Source organism: Johnsonella ignava ATCC 51276, from assembly GCF_000235445.1.
In the GTDB taxonomy this organism is placed as follows: domain Bacteria; phylum Bacillota; class Clostridia; order Lachnospirales; family Lachnospiraceae; genus Johnsonella; species Johnsonella ignava.
The window spans coordinates 58,153-77,896 of sequence record NZ_JH378836.1 but is presented as its reverse complement, the minus strand read 5'-3'; the positions used below and the strand labels follow the sequence as shown (position 1 = coordinate 77,896).

The following is a 19,744-nucleotide window of genomic DNA, read 5'->3' as shown; positions in this document are numbered from 1 at the left end:
CTTAAAAAGGATGGAGAGGCTGCCGTTTTAAAATAAGAAATAAATTTCAGCTTTAAAAATAATAGATTACAATTTTAGGGAGAAAATGGTGAAGAACGGAAAAAAGATTTTATTTTTAGCAATGACGGTATTTCTTGCTGCGGCAAAAACCGTTTCGGTGAGATCTAATATATATGCTCAGACAAAAACGGCTGTAAATGAAAAAGGAATATGGGAAAATAAAGAAGGGGTATGGAAATATTTTGATAAAGAACATAAATTAGTTAAAGGTTGGATGTTTGAGGATCCGAACTGGTATTATCTTGATCCTTTAAACGGTACTATGATGATAGAATGGAGTGATATAAATGGTGTAAGGTATTATTTTGATAAAAAGTCTGAGGGTATTGAAGGGCGTATGCATACCGGATGGTATCGAACTTTACATGGGGACTGGTATTTTTTTGATACACGTCAGGGGCATGGTATCGGTGCTATGCTTACCGGCTGGCAATGGATTGACGGATATTGCTATTATTTTGAAACAATGAAAGGTAATGACTACGGAAAACTGTATATTTCACGAAAAACACCTGACGGATATGACACTAATCATGATGGAAGATGGATTGACTATAATGATAATTCATATAAATCTTTAAGTTACAGTATTCATTATATAGAGGGCAAAGGTATACTGACCAAGCAGACTTCGGATAAAAGCAGCAATTTGGATAAATCAGGTCTCTCAAAAACACTACAGTCCAAAGGTACCGGTTCATCAGGTTCAGGCAGCACAGGCGGTTCGGGAAAAGGCGGAGGTTTAGGAAGTAATGGCGGATCAGGCAACGGAGGAGGTTCAGGAAATGGTAGAAATAATTCAATTCCGGGAAATTCTCAAAATCCGCAAACCCAAACAAATCCGGAGTCAAAACCGCAGCAGGAACAAAAGCCTCAATCTCAGCCACAACCGGAACAAAAACCGAATCTGAAGCCGCAACCGAAGCCTGAGTCGCAACCGAAGCCTGAGCCGCAGCCGCAACCACAACCGAAGCCGGATAAAATAGAAAAGTTTGAGATTGATTCATCAAATATTAAAAAAGTCTATAAAACAGGTGAAAAGCTTGATTTAGGCGGCATTAAAATAAAACTTATAATGAGCGGATCAGGCGACACGGTTATAGAGGGCTGGGAAAATTGCATATATAAAGGATTTATTTCAGAACCTGAAAACGGATATATATTTAAAGAGGGGGATATAGGGCAATTTAGAGTGGTAATTTCGATAACCGAAGACGGGGTGAAACATTCAGGGGAATTTAATCTTGAGGTTTCAAAATCCGAAGATGAAAATACCAATATGGAAAAAATTGATATAGAAGTTGACGGGGTTTCGCACACCTATTATTATAGGAAATATACTTCCGGCAGCCCGGATGAAAGCTTTATAGTTAAAGGCAGGGATATTGCCGGTAAGGTAAAAGCAATTAAAAATTACAAAAATCCTAATGAAATATCTGCATATTATTATGTAGAGGATTCACAGGAAATTAAAGGTAATATTTATGGAACTGCCGATATCGGATATGCCGATTTTTATTATAGTGAAATTATAAAAAATAAATTGCCGCATGGAGTCAATTTGGATAATGATCCATATATATATTGGCATAATATATTTGTATGGGACCTTGAGCATAATCAGGGATATGATGCGGTAACTTCACCTACAAAAAATAACTACGGTGCTTTTAAAAATGCTTCATATGTAAAAAACGGTTCAGGCTACATTATAAGAGGCGTAATTACAAATGTTGAAGTTGACGGACTTCTTTATGCAAAAGGCAGGATATTGAGTGCAGCCGGTGTATATGATAAAAGTAATTTTTTAGAAATTATAAACAGTATGTCGGCATATGATAAAAAGACGGGTGTTAAAAGAGCTGTTACCTCAGTTAAACCTTATGTATATAAAACCCTGTATTGGGATAGCAGTCTTTCTGAACTTAAGTTCAGTGAATCGGCACCTGATATAGATGCTTCAAAAAATAAAATAAAAGTGTCAATTAATGACCGCAGCAAATACGGGCAATATGAAATCAATATAGAAAATCTGCCTGAAGGTATAGATACGACTGAGAATGTTTTAGGAATAATTTTAAAAACGGGGGAGGGCGATTATAAATCCTCAGGTCTTGAATTTATTGATAATATATGGACGGAAAACGGCAGACTTGCTTTTTCAACGGAAAAACGTGATGGTACAAATGATAGAACATTCAGACGTTACACAAATTTAAAAGGTAAGAAAATTACAAGTATAATCTATCTGCTGAGCGATCATAAGAAATTTATTATAAATAACCCCGATATATATATTTTAAAACCTCTTTCCTCAAAGCATAAAGCCGTAATTACTGAAAAAAGCAGTTTTATAAAGACAAAGGGAGCTAAGGCGAGGTTTGATACTTCACAGCTTCCGTATACCGGAGTAAGGCTTAAAGCTTTGTATCTGCTTGATAAAGATGATGAAAAGCAGCTTATTGAAGGAAATGACTATACATACTCCGATAATGTGCTTACCGTTAATGATACCGAAAATACAATGCCCGGAAAATACAGGATAGTTTTTTCAGATGTTAACAGTACGAGCGGCTATACATCGTATTCACTTGATTTTGATTTTATTGAAGGAAATGAGGAGCTGCCCGAACAATCGGTAAAGATCATTGAAAGTGAAGCTGCAGTTGAAGGATTCGGCTATAATGTAAGACTTAAAGTTACCTATAACCAGAAAGAAGATGTAATATTAAAGGTTGAAGATAATAATACAAATTCAGGAAGTAATTCCATGTATTGGGTAAGGGCAAGTATAGGTATGCTTTCAAAATATAAAGGAAAGGGAAAGAATGATATTTACAAAGTTGATGTTGTAAGCGGTGCGACATTAACCTCAAAAGCAATAAGAGAGGCTGTGAGGATTGCGGTAGGCGGTGAAAAAGGAGAAGAAGATGATAATGACCACGGCAAGAACCCGGGCGAAGAAGAAGATCCGTCAAAACACAGGATTATAGAGGGAGAATCAGTTGTAAATCAGTGGGCTTATACAGTTAAAATTAAAATCACTTACAATGTAGACACGGGAAAGATTATAAAAATCGAAGACAACGGCACGGATACCGGTCTTCCCGCAAATGCACAATTTTACAATCAATCGAAAGCTATGTTTAAAAGACTTGCAGGCAAAAAAAGATCTGAGTTGTTTAGTGTTGACAGTGTAAGCGGTGCAACACTGTCATCGGATGCCATAAGAATTGCCGCTTATGATGCACTCAGAGATGCCGGCTTTAATTAATCCGATTTGGGCATTGTTGTTTATAGTTTAATGAGATATTATCATAAACGGTTCATATACCGTTAAGTTTTATTGAAAGTATTATTGACAGTGTAAAAAAATTATGGTATTCTTAAGAAAATATTAAGGATATAAGTTGGCAGGTTTATAAGTTACCAAAACGGTCGGATATCCGTATATTGACACATGTTTAGATAAGTCTATATATCCGACCGGTAATTTTTAAATAATTTTATAGCACTTAATATTACAGTCAGTTAATTTCAACCGGTATTAAAATAAACCGGATGTATGTCATGTTAATAGAGGAGGGAATACATGATGAAAAAAATGAGTAAAGAAGCTATTTTAATTAATTTATTGAAGGACAAAGATAGTCATTTGTGCAGGAGACACAGGTCAAACTTTGTTTTTTTAAAGAGAATCACAGCACTTTTTATGTCATTTTTAATGGCATTTAATAGTGCTGTTTTTTTATACCCTGCTTCCTTGCGGATAATCCGTCAGATGAGATGGTAATCATCATGTCGGATTCTTTGAAAGAATCACAGGGAAAGATTACAACGGAATCTTCGCAGGCAGTGATTGTTTTAAGAGATATGAACGTAAAAATAGAATGCTAATTTATTGACTTTAAAAACTTCTCTCTCACTACTTTTCATAGACTTAAAGATTTTTAACAACATTAAATATAAAAAAATTTTACAATGAGGTTTTAAAAATGACATCTTTCGGAAGAAAACTTGAAAAATGTATATTAATGATGACTTTTATTGCCGTTGTATTGAATTTTATTAATTTAATACTTTACAGCAATGAACACAGGATAGAAGTTAAACATTTTCTGCAGACAAATTTTAAAATATCATTTTCAGAAAATAAGTTGGGTTTTCCATTTTTACAGGGTAGTTGCTACGAACTTACTCCGGGATGGAATTGTGAAGTGTACGCAATGAATGGTGAGAAAGTTCTGTACCATCACGATGCTTTATGTATTCCGTTTTTTGAAGGTATTTATGATATACCCGGAATAGAGTATGGATATTTTGAATATAGGGGGAATGATGAAGATATAAAAGAAATGTTGCAGATCACATGTAACTGGTTTAAGGAAATGGGCAAAATTAAAGAGCTTGATTATAGTATAATACCCGTTGCGGGTTATAGTACAGAGGATGCCGCTCTTTTAAATGATCCCGGCATGAGTTTGATTCCGGGATATAAAGGCAATATAAAGACAGACATTGACTTATATACAAGTACATATTCAGACTCCAGCGTAACAAGGCATCCGATTTGTGATGCCGTAGTAACGGAAAAAGAGGACAGAAAACAGGATTTGATACTGGTTGAGTATGAATTAAGATTTCCGGGATATTTTGCCGATATAACATTGATTAATCAGTATTTTGTAACAGAGGCTAAGCGTGTGCTTGTTTTATATGAAAGGCAGGAAGATGAATTTATAAAATATATAAAGGATAAAATAAAGGCAGGCGGCGGAAATAGCGGTTTTTACTGTGGTATAACAGATAAAGAACTGATTTTCAGGCTGAAAATCAACGGGAAATCTCCTGACAGCATAGAAAAGGTGAGCTATAATGAAGAAGATTTGTATTTTTGGTGCTATAATAATCTCGTTATTGATAAAGATGTTGATTTGCTTGATGTAATTACAGTGGAGACCGGCTATGAATAGGATAGAAAATGAAAATTCGGTAAAAAATGAAAATAAAACATTTCTTTTTGTATTAAAGCTATTATATACATGTCTTTGTATATTTGCATTAACTACATCTGTTCTTTTTACCATATTCAATGTAAAAAAAATACTATTGTGCATAATAACGGAAGATAAAAAGGCGGTCTTGGAAATGGATAAGCTTAACGACTTTTTGCTTGGTAAATATAATTGCAGTTTAAGGGAGATAAGAAAATATGAATATAAGTATTTTAGTATTCCGTTGCCAAATCATTATTATGATTATAATATAAACTCAAAGGGTTATGCCGTTAAGTTGAAGAATGGGAAAAAAATCAATCCTGAATATGTTTTAACAGCGGATAATTTTCCAAATAAATTTAAGAATGCTGATAGATGTTCTATTGGTTCAATGTATTATTTACCATTTAAAGATGGGGAAAGTGCCGAAAAAAAATTCGATTCCCTGTTAAAAGAAGATGATATTGAATACAATATAGTAAATTCGGGGATTTTCTATTATTATTTATTCAGCGATCTGGATAAAAATGATTTAATCATATCTGATGCCAAAGAATATTTTTCAAAGGCTCATAACAGGGATGAATATTTTGACAGCATAGAAGAGGCTTTAAAAAAATGCTATGATTTAAGATATGCACCTGACAGCTTAAAAAATATAAGTCTGGTTTTAAGAAAAGATGAGTATGAAGGTGGGTACAGGCTATGTTATATGTCGGCTCCCGAAGGCATAGAAGGATATCTTGTGGAGGCGGATATTAAAGTAAATACTGACGGGATGTTTTGTGTTAAATCGGCAAAGGTGTCAAAATATCAGAAAGACTGGGTAAATAATGCGAAATATTCACTTGATAAGTCAAAGATGGAAAGTGAAGATATTTCTAAAATAGCCGGTTTTACAGGTGATGAAAATATTAAGGAACTTCTGAAAGAATATAACCCAAATGCAAAACCGGAAATAACGGAAATACCTATGGATGACAGAATTATATATTTTTGGTATATTCAACGTGCGAAATAATATTTTACACCTGTGGTTTGGTGTATATAGCAAACTGACCGCTCATCATCAAGTCAAATATTGTTTGCATGAAAATTCAAATTGTGATATAATTAACTCGCTGATAGCTATATTCATTTAAACAGCTAAATTATTAATAATTTAAGGAGGTTTGTACATGAGAAAGGTTGTTATTGCAAGCGCAGTTCGTACCCCGGTGGGAAGTTTTGGTGGAGCGTTTAAGACTTTAACATCTGTTGATTTAGGAGTTATTGCAGCGAAAGAGGCAATGAAGCGTGCAAAAGTTACTCCTGATATGGTTGATGAAGTGCTTCTGGGAAACGTTTTACAAGCAGGTCAAGGGCAAAATATTGCTCGTCAGATTTCAATTGGAGCAGGTTGCCCTGAAACCGTTCCGGCTTTGACAGTAAACAAAGTTTGCGGTTCCGGGCTTCGTACAGTATCTTTGGCAGCTCAAATTATTCTACTCGGTGATGCTGATATTATTCTTGCAGGCGGAACTGAATCTATGTCTAATGCACCATATTTATTGCCGTCAAATCGTTGGGGAGCCCGTATGGGAGACGGTACTGTCGTAGACCATATGATTAGTGAAGGCTTATCTGATGCATTTAATAAGTATCATATGGGAATTACTGCTGAAAATGTAAGTGAGCAGTTTGGAATCACAAGAGAGATGCAGGATGAATTGGCGGTAACAAGTCAAAACAGAGCTGAAAAAGCACAAAAGGAAGGTCGTTTTGATGATGAAATCGTACCTGTTGAAATTAAAGATCGTAAGGGAAATGTAACAGTTATAGATAAAGATGAATATATCCGTTATGGACAAACTGTGGAAACTGCTGCAAAACTTCGTCCGGCTTTCAAAAAAGACGGTACGGTTACGGCAGGCAATGCCTCCGGTATAAACGACGGGGCAGCCTGTATCGTAGTTATGTCTGAAGAAAAAGCAAAAGAACTTGGCATAGAACCTTTAGCAACTATTATAAGTTATGCATCTGCAGGCGTAGATCCTAAGATTATGGGAACAGGTCCGATTCCTGCATCTAAAAAAGCGATGGAAAAGATTGGTTTGACTATTGATGATATCGATTTAATAGAAGCAAATGAAGCTTTTGCTTCTCAGGCTTATGCAGTTAAAAATGAATTGGGCTACGATTTCGATAAAGTAAATGTAAATGGCGGAGCTATTGCTTTAGGACATCCTATTGGAGCCAGCGGAGCGAGAATTTTGACGACTTTATTATATGAAATGAAGAAACGCAGCGCAAAAAGAGGTCTGGCAACTCTTTGTATTGGTGGCGGTATGGGTACTGCTGTAATTGTAGAAAGATAAGGATATGATAAGTCCTGTTATTTTTTACGGACTTGTAAAACTTGTTTAAACTTCAAGTGCAAATAAAAAAGTTCAATAAAATATTCGTGAATAAAACAATCAGGGAGTGAAACAGTATGAATTATAAATTATTACTTGTCGAAAACAATGAGGGTATTGTTACTGTAACTATTAATAATGAGAAAAGCTTAAATGCTTTAAACGCAACTTTAATGTCAGAACTGGCGGATGCGTTTACTACAATAAACAAAGATCAGTCCGTTGATGTTGTTATACTCACCGGAGCAGGGAGATCTTTTGTCGCCGGGGCGGATATTAGTGAAATGGCACCATTAAATGCGGCACAGGGAGCTATGTGGGGGCAGGTTGGAATGAAAACATTCCGTATCATTGAAACCTTAAGACAGCCGGTTATTGCTGCGGTAAACGGATTTGCATTGGGTGGCGGATGCGAAATTTCAATGTCTTGCGATATTCGTATTGCTTCTACAAAAGCAAAATTCGGACAACCTGAAGTCGGTCTTGGAATCACACCGGGATTTGGTGGTACGCAGCGTCTTGCACGTCTTGTAGGAATGGGAAAAGCAAAACAGCTTATTTATACAGCTGAAATTATTCCGGCACAGGAAGCTTATCGTATAGGTCTGGTTGATGAGTTGGCAGAACCGGAAGAATTAATGGATAAAGCAGTTGCAATGGCAAAAACCATTCAAAAAAATGCAAAACTTGCAGTTCAGTATGCAAAGCAGGCGATTAATACCGGTATACAAACAGATATTGATTCAGGTATGACCATTGAAGAACATGTCTTCGGTCTGTGTTTCGCTACGGAAGATCAAAAAGAAGGGATGCAGGCATTCCTTGAAAAGAGAAAAGCTAATTTTAAGAGCTGTTAGTCTATAAGGAGGGAATTAAATGAAAATTGCAGTAATAGGTTCAGGCGTTATGGGTGCAGGTATTGCACAGGTATTGGCAGCAAAACATAAAGTTATTCTTCGTGATATTTTGCCGGAAGCATTGGAAAAAGCAGTAAAGGGTATTGACAAAATGCTTACCAAAAGCGTTGAAAAGGGAAAGATGGAAGCCGCTGAAAAAGAAGTTGTTTTAGCTAATATTAAGGTTTCAAGCGATATTCAGGATATTAAAGACTGTGATCTTGTTATCGAAGCTGCCACTGAAAATGCTACGGTTAAAAAAGCAATCTTTAAAGAATTGGATGAAGTTTGCGATGAAAAAACTATTCTTGCAAGTAACACATCCTCTCTGTCTATTACAGAAATCGGAGCTGCTACAAAGCGTCCGGCAAAAGTTATCGGAATGCATTTCTTCAATCCGGTTCCAATGATGAAATTAGTTGAAGTTATCAATGGAAAATTAACCGATGAAGCTGTTACCGAAAAAATTATTGCACTTTCGGAAGAAATCGGAAAAACTCCGGTTCGTGTAGAGGAGGGTCCGGGCTTTGTAGTAAATCGTATATTAATTCCTATGATTAATGAAGGTGTAGGTATTCTTGCTGATGGTCTGGCATCTGTAGAAGATATTGATGCGGCAATGAAGTTAGGTGCAAATCATCCTATGGGACCTTTGGCTCTTGGTGATTTAGTCGGTTTGGATGTATGTCTTGCGATTATGGAAGTTCTTTACAACGAATTTGGCGATCCTAAATATCGCCCGCATCCGTTGATGAGAAAAATGGTGCGTGCAGGCTTACTTGGAAGAAAGAGCGGTAAAGGCTTCTACGATTATTCCAAATAATATATCCGAATAAGATATTTTATAAAGAGGTGGTGTTTCAGAATGCTTAATGGACTGATCCTTAAAAGTTGGATTTTGCTCTAACTTTGGGTGGTGAGCTTGTAATTTCTGGTTCACCACCTCTTTTTATTCTTGACTAAAACACAACAATATGACAAAATACTAGCGGGCGGTTTATATGTTATATAAAAAGCCTAAAGTAAAGAGACAGGAGAAAGTTATGAAAAACTTGGTATTAATACGTCATGGAGAAAGTGAATGGAATCTTGCAAACCGTTTTACAGGCTGGACAGATGTTGATTTAAGTGAAAAAGGCGTTAAAGAGGCAAAAAACGGGGGTATACAGTTAAAAAAAGATGGTTTTGATTTTGATATATGTTATACATCGTATCTTAAACGTGCCATACATACATTAAATAATGTACTTTTCGAAATGGATAGAGAATGGCTTCCTGTCGTAAAAAGTTGGAAATTAAATGAACGCCATTACGGTGCACTTCAGGGGCTTAATAAATCGGAGACTTCTCAAAAATATGGAGAGGATCAGGTTAAGATTTGGAGACGTTCATTTGATATACAGCCTCCGGCACTTGAAGAAAATGATGATAGAAATCCTGCTCTTCAAGAGCAGTACAGAGGTGAAGACAGATCGGTACTTCCTCTTACAGAAAGCCTTAAAGATACAATAGCAAGAGTAATCCCGTATTATGAAAATGTTATACTTCCGGAGATACTTAAAGGCAGGCGTGTACTTATTGCAGCCCATGGAAACTCGCTAAGAGCTCTTATTATGTATCTTGACGGTCTTAGTGAAAAGGAGATAATAGAGGTTAATGTTCCAACCGGAATCCCTCTTGTATATACATTGACTGATGACGGTAAAGCACAGGGCAAGAGATATCTTGGTAATCAGGAAGAGATAGAGGCGAAGATGAAAGCTGTGGCTGCACAGGGGAAAGCAAAATAAATAGTCTAAAGTTTTAAGTAGAAACAAAAGGTCTGTATTTGATTGTGTATTATATACCGTATATTATTAATTAATTTAATAAAATATTTACAATAATTTTTTATGCAGATATTTAGCTATAAATCATAAAAACATAAAAGGGAAAATTAAAAGTGGATATAAGTAGAGTAAAAGCAAGGACTAAAATAGCCGGGACTGTAATGCTTTTTTTAACTGCATTTATATGGGGTATAGCATTTGTACCTCAGAGTGCGGCAATGAAATATATAGAGCCGTTTACATTTAATGCTGCAAGGTTCTGTCTTGCAGGAGTCGTGCTGCTGCCGGTAAGAAATATCTTAAGGTATATATCATACAAATCAGGAAATGCGGAATTTAAAAAAGGCGGTTCAAATATCACAGAAATAAATGAGTTTGATTCTAAAGTTTTAAAACCTGATTTAAAACAGATAAATAAAAACAGTATAAAAGGAGGAGTCCTTGGAGGGCTCTTTCTTTTTATTGCAGGCAGTATGCAGCAATACGGCATGCAGTTTACAACCGCCGGCAAGGCGGGTTTTATAACGGCACTTTATATAGTTATAATACCGGTTATAGGTTTTTTTTGCGGTAAGAAAAACGGTGTGAATATATGGGTAGCTACTGCAGTGTCGCTTGTAGGCATGTATCTGTTATGCATTAAAGAAAGCCTGAGTTTAGGAAAAGGAGATTTTTATATATTTTTATCTTCAATAGCTTTCTCAATGCAGATTCTTTCAGTTGAAAGATTTTCAAATAATTCTGATGCATTGCTTTTTTCAATAATAGAGTTTATAACTGCAGGCATACTTTCGATTCCATGTATGTTTATATTTGAGAATCCTTCATTTTCAAGCACATGTACTGTATGGAAGGAAATAGCTTTTCTTGGAATTTTCAGCGGAGGGGCGGCATATACCTGTCAGATAGTAGGGCAAAGGTATGTAAAGGCGGCAGCAGCTTCTATGATAATGAGCTTTGAGGCGGTATTTGCACTGCTCGGCGGGGCTGTTATACTTTCGGAAAGGATGATTGTAAAAGAAATTCTAGGCTGTGTGTTTGTATTTGCGGCTATAATAATAGCACAATATAGTGATAAATAAATAACGTAGAGTATAATAAAAAATACATAAAAATCCCCCAAAAATATTGGATAATTTAAAACATTTATGCTATAATCTGGATATAGAATTTTTAAGACTTCATTAAGATAAAAAAAATATGACTAAATTACTAGGAATTAAATTGCTTTTTAGCCTGAGAATTCCAATAATGTATATAATGTATGCTCAAGTGTTGTATACGGGTATTTTAGTATAAATTATCATTATGAGGTATTTGTTTTACAATATAAATTCTGCATTCAGTATATTGTCTATTTGATAAAATATTGAAATATTTTTTAGGAAAGAAGGGGAATCAATGGGACTTGTGACATTTAAAGGTGGCATACATCCCTACGAAGGCAAGGAGCTTTCAATGGATCAGCCTGTTAAGACCCTGCTGCCGCAGGGAGAGATGGTTTATCCCTGTGTACAGCATATAGGGGCACCGGCAAAGCCTGTGGTGAAAGTCGGAGATGAAGTTTTAACAGGTCAAAAAATAGCCGAAGCGGGAGGTTTTATATCTTCGGATATAATCAGTTCAGTATCCGGAAAAGTAAAAAAGATAGAACCCAGACTTATGGCAAACGGAAGTGTAGCTGAATCAATCATTATAGAGAATGACAATCAGTACAATACCACCGAGGAGTTTGGTAAAGAAAGGGATATTGACAGTCTTTCAAAGGAAGAGATCAGAAAATTCATAAAAGATGCAGGTATCGTAGGACTTGGCGGTGCAGGATTTCCTACTCATGTAAAACTGACACCTAAGGATGACAGTAAAATAGACTATGTTATAGTGAATGGAGCGGAGTGTGAGCCGTATCTTACAAGTGATTATAGAATGATGCTTGAAGAGCCTGAAAAGATAGTTGGAGGTCTTAAAATAATTCTCAGGCTTTTTGAGAATGCAAAGGGACGTATAGGTATAGAAAATAACAAGCCCAAGGCGATTGAAAAGCTTAGGGAACTTGTAAAAGACGAAGATAATATAGAGGTATGTGAGCTTAAAACAAAGTATCCTCAGGGCGGAGAACGTTCACTTATAAAGGCGGTTACTGACCGTGAACTGAATGTATCAATGCTTCCGGCAGATGTAGGCTGCGTGGTTGATAATGTTGATACGGTTATATCAATCTATATGGCAGTTGCCAAAAGTACACCTCTTATAAGGCGTATTATCACAGTAACAGGAGATGCTGTAAATACTCCTCAGAATTTTAATGTGCGTATAGGAACAAATTATAATGAATTAATAGAGGCGGCAGGAGGTTTTAAATCAGAACCTAAAAAAATCCTTTCAGGAGGTCCTATGATGGGACAGGCACTTTTTAATACATCAATACCTGTGGCAAAGACAAGCTCGGCATTGACATGCCTTACCCATGATGCGGTATCTGAAAATCCTGAAACGCCATGTATCAGATGCGGAAGATGCGTATCGGTATGCCCAAGCTTTATAGTGCCTCAGCTTATGATGGAAGCGGCACTGAAGGATGAAGCCGACAGGTATGAAAAACTAAACGGCATGGAATGTATAGAATGCGGTTCATGTTCATATGTATGTCCGGCAAAACGTCCGCTTACACAGGGTTTTAAACAGATGAAGCAAAGAGTAAATGCCCTAAAGAGAGAGAAAGCGGCACAGGAAAAGAAAAAACAGGAAGAAGCTTTGGCAGCGGCTGAAAAGAAAAAAAGTGAAGAAACAAAGGCTTCTGAGATTAAAAAAGAAATGGCGGAGGTAAGATAGTATGGAAAATCCCGGCATTACTTCATATAATGTTTCGGCATCACCGCATATAAAGGACAGCTCCAGTACATCCGATATAATGCGTGATGTACTTATAGCGATGCTTCCGACTACTGTCTACGGCATCTGGCAGTTTGGCTTAAACTCACTTATAGTGGTAGTACTTACCGTAGCTACCGCAGTGCTTGCGGAGTATCTGTATCAGAAGTTTATGAAAAAGCCAAGCACAATAAGGGATCTTTCTGCAGCGGTTACAGGGCTTATACTTGCTCTAAACATGCCGCCTGAGATACCGGTATGGATACCTATGCTTGGTGCAGTGTTTGCGATTATAGTGGTAAAGCAGTTTTATGGAGGCATAGGTCAAAATTGGATGAATCCGGCGCTTGCTGCAAGATGTTTTCTGCTTATATCTTTTGCATTAAGGATGACTAATTTTACATCAAAAAGGCTGGGTTATGATTCATTAAGCGGTGCAACTCCGCTTGCGGCACAAAAACAGGCGGCAGATGCCATATCTTCCGCAACCGCAGGTGCCGCCTCAGGAGGCTACACCCTTATGAATATGTTTATAGGGAGGGTTCCCGGAACTATAGGGGAGGTGTCAAAAATAGCTCTTCTTATAGGTGCGGCATATCTTTTATATAAAAAAGTCATATCACTTAGGATACCTCTTGCTTATATCCTGACAGTTATAGTGTTTACATTTGTTTTTGGTAATCATACTTTAACTTTTGTTATGGGACATTTGCTTGGAGGAGGACTTATATTTGGAGCGTTTTTTATGGCAACTGACTATACTACAACTCCTATTACACCAAGCGGTCAGATAATATACGGTATCTGTGTAGGTATACTTACAAGTCTTTTCAGGATGTTCGGAGGCAGTGCGGAAGGTGTTTCATATGCGATAATAATAGGAAATATACTCTATCCGTTAATTGAGAAAATGACTATTCCGAAACCGTTTGGAAGGAGGGCAAAAGCATAATGAAAAAAGCCGGTTTTATGAAAGATGCCGTGATTTTGTGCATTATTACACTTATATCTGGTCTTTGTCTCGGTCTTGTCTACGATATTACAAAAGCTCCTATAGCAAAGGCACAGGAGGCTACAAAGCAGGCGGCATATAAAAAGGTATTTCAAGATGCCGCTTCATTTAAGGAAAATGAAGCGAATACTTTGGCAGTAAAAGAAAATAAGGCGGTGATAGACGGGCTTAATCTGGGCAATGTTGAGATTGATGAGGTTGTCGATGCTCTTGACTCAAATAATACTGTGATAGGGCATGTGGTTACATCAATTTCAAATGACGGTTATGGCGGTGCAGTGAAACTGTCTGTAGGAATTACGTCAGAAGGTCAAGTTAATGGAATTGCTTTTTTAAGTATATCCGAGACAGCAGGTCTTGGAATGAATGCGACAAAACCTAAATTCTATGAACAGTATGCAGGAAAGACGGTTGAGTCATTTAATGTAGTTAAAGTTCCAAGCAGCAATGACAGTGATATAAATGCCATAAGCGGTGCTACTATTACTTCAAGAGCAGTAACTTCGGCAGTCAATGCGGCACTATATTTTGATAAAAACTGCATTTCACAGTAGGGGGAAAAAGATGGAAAAGTATACAGAAAGACTTTATAATGGAATTGTAAAAGAAAATCCAACCTTTAGACTTATGCTTGGAATGTGCCCTACTCTTGCAGTTACAACCTCACTGATAAACGGTTTTGGAATGGGTGCCTCAACGCTTGCGGTGCTTGCATTTTCAAATCTTTTAATATCAGCACTTAGAAATGTAATACCTGATCGTGTCAGGATACCTGCATTTATAGTAATAGTGGCTTCACTTGTTACAGTTGTGGATCTTCTTATGAAGGGCTTTGTACCTTCATTATATGCAGCTCTTGGAATATATATACCGCTTATAGTTGTAAATTGTATTATACTTGGAAGAGCTGAATCATATGCTTCAAAAAATACTCCGGGACTTTCATTTATGGACGGTCTAGGTATGGGTATGGGCTTTACTATAGCACTTAGCTGCATAGGTGCTGTAAGGGAACTTCTTGGTGCAGGTTCGGTTTTAGGGCATCAGATAATTCCAGATGATTATCATATTTCAATATTTGTACTTGCACCCGGGGCATTTTTTGTATTGTCGCTGCTCACGGCATTACAGAACAAACTTAAATTTCCGAGTGCTACGAATGTTAAAAAGGATGATGAAAGTACAGGTTGCGGCTGCGGATGTGCAGGCTGCAGTGTTGGCTGTACAGATACAGCCGACAGTAAGTAAGGAGGATTGTAAAAGTGAAAGAACTTATACTTTTAGTTATAGGTGCGGCACTTGTAAATAATGTTGTATTAAGCCGCTTTTTGGGGCTTTGCCCGTTTCTGGGTGTTTCAAAAAAGGTTGAAACTTCCACCGGAATGGGTGCTGCTGTAATATTTGTAATAACGCTTTCGTCTGCGGCTTCAAGTATTATATATTCATTTATTCTTGTTCCGCTTAAACTTGAATATTTGCAGACTATAGTTTTTATACTTGTAATTGCGGCACTGGTACAGTTTGTTGAGATGGTTCTTAAAAAGCAGATACCGTCGCTTTATGAAGCACTCGGAGTTTTTCTGCCGCTTATAACTACAAACTGTGCGGTTTTAGGTGTAGCACTTGATAATGTGGCAAAAGGACATGGTTTTATACAGAGTCTGTTATATGGAATAGGTACCGCTTCAGGTTTTGCTATTGCTATAGTGTTGCTTGCCGGAGTGCGTGAAAAAATTGAAAATAGCGATATCCCGTATACACTTCAGGGCATGCCGATAGTGCTTATAACCGCAGGTCTTATGGCAATAGCATTTTTCGGTTTCGCAGGGCTTATCTAAAGGAGGTATACTATGAATATTACAGCTATTTTAACTGCCGCCGGTATAGTTGCGACTGTCGGCATACTTATAGGAATACTTCTCGGAATTGCCAGTGAGAAGTTTAAGGTTGAGGTTGATGAAAAAGAGATACTTGTAAGGGAAGCTCTTCCGGGCAATAACTGCGGAGGATGCGGTTACCCAGGCTGCGATGGTCTTGCAAAGGCAATAGCAAGGGGAGAGGCGGCTGTATCACAGTGTCCTGTAGGAGGAACACCTGTAGCTGAGATTATTGCTAAAATTATGGGCGTTTCAGTTGGGGATACTCAGAAAAAAGTTGCATTTGTTATGTGTAACGGAAAATGTGATAAAGCTGTAACAAATTATAAATACAGCGGCATTATGGACTGTAACAAGGCAATGGTTGTTCCTGGACAGGGCGGAAAGGCATGTACTTATGGGTGTATGGGCTTCGGTTCATGTGTCAAGGCATGTGAATTTGATTCAATACATATAGTTGACGGCATTGCCCTTGTTGATAAGGAAAAATGTGTTGCCTGCGGAAAATGTGTAGAGGCATGCCCTAAAAAGCTTATTGAACTTGTTCCTTATAAAAACAGAACGCTTGTACAGTGTAATTCGCAGGATAAGGGCAAGGAGGTTAAGTCAAAATGTTCGGTTGGATGTATTGCATGTACTATGTGTACAAAGGTATGTGAGTTTGATGCAATTCATATGAACGGAAATGTTGCAAAGGTTGAGTATGCTAAATGTACTGAATGCGGCAAATGTGCCTTAAAATGCCCGGTTAAGATTATACTGTCTGATAAGCTTGAGGCTGTGCCTGAAAAAGTTGAGAAGATGAGTGTTGCAAATTAAATATTATATAAGTATTTTAAATTAATTGTATGCAGGCTTAAGTTTATGGAGGTCAGCATACCGTATAATACCCCCTTTAAAATATGCAGGAGCTTCGCAAGGCATATTTTAAAGGGGGTATTACGGTATATTCAGGTATTTAAAGTATAGACCGAAGCTGCATAAGTGCCGGGATACTTGAGATAAAAATCTATAATTTTATAGAAGTAATGAGGTGTTTTTGGTTTCTAGCTTTTTATAATCCGTAATTTTAAATATATAAATTTATGAGAATGGTTTTGTAAGAAAAAATTATAAAAGAAATAATAAATTTGTTATAATCTTACCATATAATATTAACAAATATATTATTAAAAATGAGAAAGATTATGAAGATAAACAATACTTTATTTAATTTCAAATATTTTACTAAGAGATTGGTGTCTTATAAAAGGATTTTCCGGTCTTAAAACAGTTTTAAAAGGAAAATAAAATGGACTATACTTATTATTTGATATTTTTAAATAGAACTTTATCCTTTGTAAAAGATAAAGATAAAAGAAATGAACAAAATTTACTCCTTATAAAAAAAATGGAAGAAAACGGTGATTATAAGAGAACTGAAGAAATATATAGACTGTATATTGAGATTTTACGTTATTCTTATTTTGATTCACCTATAAGTATTAGTGATACTGAGAGAGGTGTTAAAGTACTTTATCATCTTGAAGAATTTTTTGAAAATTATGGCTTTGATTTTAATATGATTAAAATATACATATCGGTAGCATCATTAACATGGCAGTATGAGAGAAATTATAATTTGCTTTTAAAGTTATATGAAATCCCCGAATTTAAAGAATTTGCGATTATAAAATTAGGAGATGAAGCTTTTAGTTTTGTGGGAATAATTACCAGAAAAGAGATGGATTTTTTTTATAAGAGAAGTAATGATTTGAAGGCGAAGTTTAAAAGGCAGAATTGTGCTGAAATAAAGAGTAAGGAATATTCTGCTGCTTTTTTAAATATGATATATGTGGGAAAAAAGGAGAGAACAAAAGACAAAATAAAAGAATATGTTTCACTTTTTATAAATACTATGGAGAAATCCGGAGATTATAATAAGACTAAAGATTTATACAATATCTATATTAATGCTTTGATCAGGTATTACAATTGTATTGAGGATATCGCCTCTACTGAAACAGGTGGTAAATTAATGTATCACATAGAACAATATCTTAATAGATATGCAATTGATTTAATTTTTATTGATACTTCGTATGATTCTTTTATTGACATCTATTTATCAGTAGCGGCAAGAACCCGGCATTATGAGAGGGGGTATAATCTGCTTTTAAAATTATATAATACTCCGGGATTCAGAGACTTTGCCGTTATAGAACTTGGAAATAGGGCGATTGAGTATAGAAGGGCAGGGCTTATTGCAGAGGAAAAGTGTTATTCTTTAATTGAGAGAAGGGATGCCTTAAAGGCTGAGTATGGGATATAATTATAATATATTGCAGAAATTTATTATGGAGTGTTTACTGTATTACATAGTTGAAAGACAGAACGGTAGAGAGTTTTATATGATTCAAAGTTCTAATTTTATATAGATGAGTTCATTTATTTTTTGTATAAATATCTTATACAATGAAGTAATTAATTGTATGCAGGCTTAAGTTTATGGAGGTCAGCATACCGTATAAGCCCCCTTTAAAATATGCCTTGCGAAGCTCCTGCATATTTTAAAGGGGGGCTTACGGTATATTCAGGTATTTAAAGTATAGATCAGATCTTAGCTGTATAAGTATCGGGATATTTTATTTAACTTCAAATATTTTAGCAATATTATCTGATATATACGTCGGGTATAAATAATTGTTTTTGGAAGGTAAAATATGGATTATACATATTATTTATCATCATTTTTGAAGAATATATTTATAGAGGAATGCAGTAAAAGAGATGAACGGGATTTACTCCTTATCGCAGAAATGGAAAAAACGGAGATTATAATAGAACTAAGAAATGTTATCTATTATATATAGGATTTTTAAGTAAATGTTTTTTTGATGATTATCGTATAATTTTATCTACAGTGGAGATAAAATACTATATCATATTGAAGAATATTTTAATAAATACGGCATGGAGAAAAATAGGTAGCAGAAAAACTTATATAATAAGCGAGCTTGACCCTGTAGAGGACTATCAGACTACCTTCTATAAAGACAGATGGATTAATGAAGATGGTCAGGAACAGCATCTTATAATTACATTTTCTCTAAAATACAGGGCTTACCGGAGAAAAATAAGAGGACGGCAGATTGAGAAAGCAATCAGCTCCCTTGATCATCATTCAATACTCACAAAAAGGTCTACAAATGATTATAAACGCCTATTATCAGAAGAACATATCACAAGGTATGGAGAAGTCGCAGAAAAATCCCTAGTTGAATTGGATATGAAAAAGATAGCTGAGGAAGAACGGTATGGCGGTTTCCATGCTGTATGCACAAACCTCGAAGACAAAGCGGAAGCCATTGTAAGAATCAACCATAAACGCTGGGAAATAGAAGAATGCTTTCGCATTATGAAAACCGAATTTAAGGCAAGACCTGTTTATCTCTCAAGGCAAGACAGGATCAGGGCTCACTTCCTGACTTGCTATATTTCCCTTGTGCTTTATCGGATTTTAGAAAAAAAGCTCACAGAGAAGTTCCCTGAAGAAAACTTCTCATGCCATGAAATCATTAAAACCATTAGAAATATGAATATGATGATATCTCCGGGAGATGGCTATATTCCTACTTACAAAAGAACAGACCTTACAGATGCCTTACATGAAATTTCAGGCTTCCGAACCGACTTAGATATTGTATCAAACAGAATTATGAAAAAAAATTTACAACAATGAAAAAAGAAGAAAAATAGCTACATTTTTTGCATATATAAAGGCTCTGAAACCCTGATTGTAAAAGGGTTTAGAGCCTTTATGCTTC

The 19,744-nt window shown here is 36.0% G+C and carries 17 protein-coding genes and 1 pseudogene; all 18 read left to right on the top strand.

From position 1 onward, the window contains the following. The first annotated feature begins 88 nt into the window (after positions 1-88). A complete protein-coding gene (locus HMPREF9333_RS09615) occupies positions 89-3,334 on the top strand; it encodes an FMN-binding protein (RefSeq protein ID WP_005541662.1) in 3,246 nt (1,081 codons plus the stop codon). A gap of 318 nt (positions 3,335-3,652) precedes the next feature. Beyond that, the gene (locus HMPREF9333_RS13100) at positions 3,653-3,853 is read left to right on the top strand and encodes a hypothetical protein (protein ID WP_040882812.1); all 201 of its coding nucleotides are present in this window, start codon (positions 3,653-3,655) and stop codon (positions 3,851-3,853) included. A gap of 202 nt (positions 3,854-4,055) precedes the next feature. Then, on the top strand, positions 4,056-5,033 hold the full coding sequence (locus HMPREF9333_RS09605) for a hypothetical protein (RefSeq protein ID WP_005541661.1): 978 nt from the start codon (positions 4,056-4,058) through the stop codon (positions 5,031-5,033). Then, positions 5,026-6,078 (top strand): hypothetical protein, encoded by a 1,053-nt coding sequence (locus HMPREF9333_RS09600; protein WP_005541660.1) that lies wholly within the window; start codon positions 5,026-5,028, stop codon positions 6,076-6,078. Before HMPREF9333_RS09605 ends, HMPREF9333_RS09600 begins: the two co-directional genes overlap by 8 nt. Positions 6,079-6,235: 157 nt before the next feature. Continuing rightward, entirely contained in the window at positions 6,236-7,414 is a 1,179-nt protein-coding gene (locus tag HMPREF9333_RS09595; RefSeq protein WP_005541659.1) for an acetyl-CoA C-acetyltransferase, read from the top strand. Between the two features lie 116 nt (positions 7,415-7,530). Further along, entirely contained in the window at positions 7,531-8,310 is a 780-nt protein-coding gene (locus HMPREF9333_RS09590; RefSeq protein WP_005541658.1) for an enoyl-CoA hydratase-related protein, read from the top strand. A gap of 19 nt (positions 8,311-8,329) precedes the next feature. After that, positions 8,330-9,172 carry a 3-hydroxybutyryl-CoA dehydrogenase gene (locus HMPREF9333_RS09585; protein WP_005541657.1) on the top strand — a complete coding sequence of 281 codons (843 nt, stop codon included), beginning with the start codon at positions 8,330-8,332 and terminating at the stop codon, positions 9,170-9,172. A gap of 220 nt (positions 9,173-9,392) precedes the next feature. After that, positions 9,393-10,139: a 2,3-diphosphoglycerate-dependent phosphoglycerate mutase gene (gene gpmA / locus HMPREF9333_RS09580; protein ID WP_040882846.1), complete on the top strand. Its 747-nt coding sequence runs from the start codon at positions 9,393-9,395 to the stop codon at positions 10,137-10,139. Between the two features lie 152 nt (positions 10,140-10,291). After that, positions 10,292-11,260: a DMT family transporter gene (locus HMPREF9333_RS09575; protein WP_005541655.1), complete on the top strand. Its 969-nt coding sequence runs from the start codon at positions 10,292-10,294 to the stop codon at positions 11,258-11,260. A 319-nt stretch (positions 11,261-11,579) separates the two neighbouring features. After that, entirely contained in the window at positions 11,580-13,010 is a 1,431-nt protein-coding gene (gene rsxC / locus HMPREF9333_RS09570) for an electron transport complex subunit RsxC (protein WP_005541654.1), read from the top strand. Position 13,011: 1 nt separating this feature from the next. After that, positions 13,012-14,001 carry an RnfABCDGE type electron transport complex subunit D gene (locus tag HMPREF9333_RS09565; RefSeq protein ID WP_005541653.1) on the top strand — a complete coding sequence of 330 codons (990 nt, stop codon included), beginning with the start codon at positions 13,012-13,014 and terminating at the stop codon, positions 13,999-14,001. Continuing rightward, positions 14,001-14,615, top strand: coding sequence for an RnfABCDGE type electron transport complex subunit G (locus tag HMPREF9333_RS09560; protein WP_005541652.1), 615 nt, complete (start codon positions 14,001-14,003; stop codon positions 14,613-14,615). The genes HMPREF9333_RS09565 and HMPREF9333_RS09560 overlap by 1 nt, the downstream gene beginning before the upstream one ends. A gap of 10 nt (positions 14,616-14,625) precedes the next feature. Then, the gene (rsxE, locus tag HMPREF9333_RS09555) at positions 14,626-15,309 is read left to right on the top strand and encodes an electron transport complex subunit RsxE (RefSeq protein WP_040882809.1); all 684 of its coding nucleotides are present in this window, start codon (positions 14,626-14,628) and stop codon (positions 15,307-15,309) included. A gap of 14 nt (positions 15,310-15,323) precedes the next feature. After that, complete coding sequence (rsxA, locus tag HMPREF9333_RS09550) at positions 15,324-15,899, top strand: electron transport complex subunit RsxA (protein ID WP_005541650.1); 576 nt, start codon at positions 15,324-15,326, stop codon at positions 15,897-15,899. 12 nt (positions 15,900-15,911) lie between these two features. Further along, positions 15,912-16,757 (top strand): RnfABCDGE type electron transport complex subunit B, encoded by an 846-nt coding sequence (locus HMPREF9333_RS09545; RefSeq protein WP_005541649.1) that lies wholly within the window; start codon positions 15,912-15,914, stop codon positions 16,755-16,757. A gap of 472 nt (positions 16,758-17,229) precedes the next feature. After that, complete coding sequence (locus HMPREF9333_RS09540) at positions 17,230-18,249, top strand: hypothetical protein (RefSeq protein ID WP_005541647.1); 1,020 nt, start codon at positions 17,230-17,232, stop codon at positions 18,247-18,249. A 391-nt stretch (positions 18,250-18,640) separates the two neighbouring features. After that, positions 18,641-18,790, top strand: coding sequence for a hypothetical protein (locus HMPREF9333_RS12965; protein ID WP_156797329.1), 150 nt, complete (start codon positions 18,641-18,643; stop codon positions 18,788-18,790). Positions 18,791-18,876: 86 nt separating this feature from the next. Further along, positions 18,877-19,676: pseudogene (locus HMPREF9333_RS09535) on the top strand (IS1634 family transposase); the annotation flags it as partial. Between the last annotated feature and the right edge of the window lie 68 nt (positions 19,677-19,744).

Excerpts from the sequence above, each read along its gene's own strand:
- HMPREF9333_RS09600 (WP_005541660.1), top strand. The coding sequence starts at position 5,026 with ATGAATAGGATAGAAAATGAAAATTCGGTAAAAAATGAAAATAAAACA.
- HMPREF9333_RS13100 (WP_040882812.1), top strand. The coding sequence starts at position 3,653 with ATGATGAAAAAAATGAGTAAAGAAGCTATTTTAATTAATTTATTGAAG.
- HMPREF9333_RS09540 (WP_005541647.1), top strand. The coding sequence starts at position 17,230 with ATGGACTATACTTATTATTTGATATTTTTAAATAGAACTTTATCCTTT.
- gpmA (WP_040882846.1), top strand. The coding sequence starts at position 9,393 with ATGAAAAACTTGGTATTAATACGTCATGGAGAAAGTGAATGGAATCTT.
- HMPREF9333_RS09605 (WP_005541661.1), top strand. The coding sequence starts at position 4,056 with ATGACATCTTTCGGAAGAAAACTTGAAAAATGTATATTAATGATGACT.
- HMPREF9333_RS09590 (WP_005541658.1), top strand. The coding sequence starts at position 7,531 with ATGAATTATAAATTATTACTTGTCGAAAACAATGAGGGTATTGTTACT.
- rsxC (WP_005541654.1), top strand. The coding sequence starts at position 11,580 with ATGGGACTTGTGACATTTAAAGGTGGCATACATCCCTACGAAGGCAAG.
- HMPREF9333_RS09560 (WP_005541652.1), top strand. The coding sequence starts at position 14,001 with ATGAAAAAAGCCGGTTTTATGAAAGATGCCGTGATTTTGTGCATTATT.
- HMPREF9333_RS09595 (WP_005541659.1), top strand. The coding sequence starts at position 6,236 with ATGAGAAAGGTTGTTATTGCAAGCGCAGTTCGTACCCCGGTGGGAAGT.
- HMPREF9333_RS09565 (WP_005541653.1), top strand. The coding sequence starts at position 13,012 with ATGGAAAATCCCGGCATTACTTCATATAATGTTTCGGCATCACCGCAT.
- HMPREF9333_RS09545 (WP_005541649.1), top strand. The coding sequence starts at position 15,912 with ATGAATATTACAGCTATTTTAACTGCCGCCGGTATAGTTGCGACTGTC.
- HMPREF9333_RS12965 (WP_156797329.1), top strand. The coding sequence starts at position 18,641 with ATGGATTATACATATTATTTATCATCATTTTTGAAGAATATATTTATA.
- HMPREF9333_RS09585 (WP_005541657.1), top strand. The coding sequence starts at position 8,330 with ATGAAAATTGCAGTAATAGGTTCAGGCGTTATGGGTGCAGGTATTGCA.
- rsxE (WP_040882809.1), top strand. The coding sequence starts at position 14,626 with ATGGAAAAGTATACAGAAAGACTTTATAATGGAATTGTAAAAGAAAAT.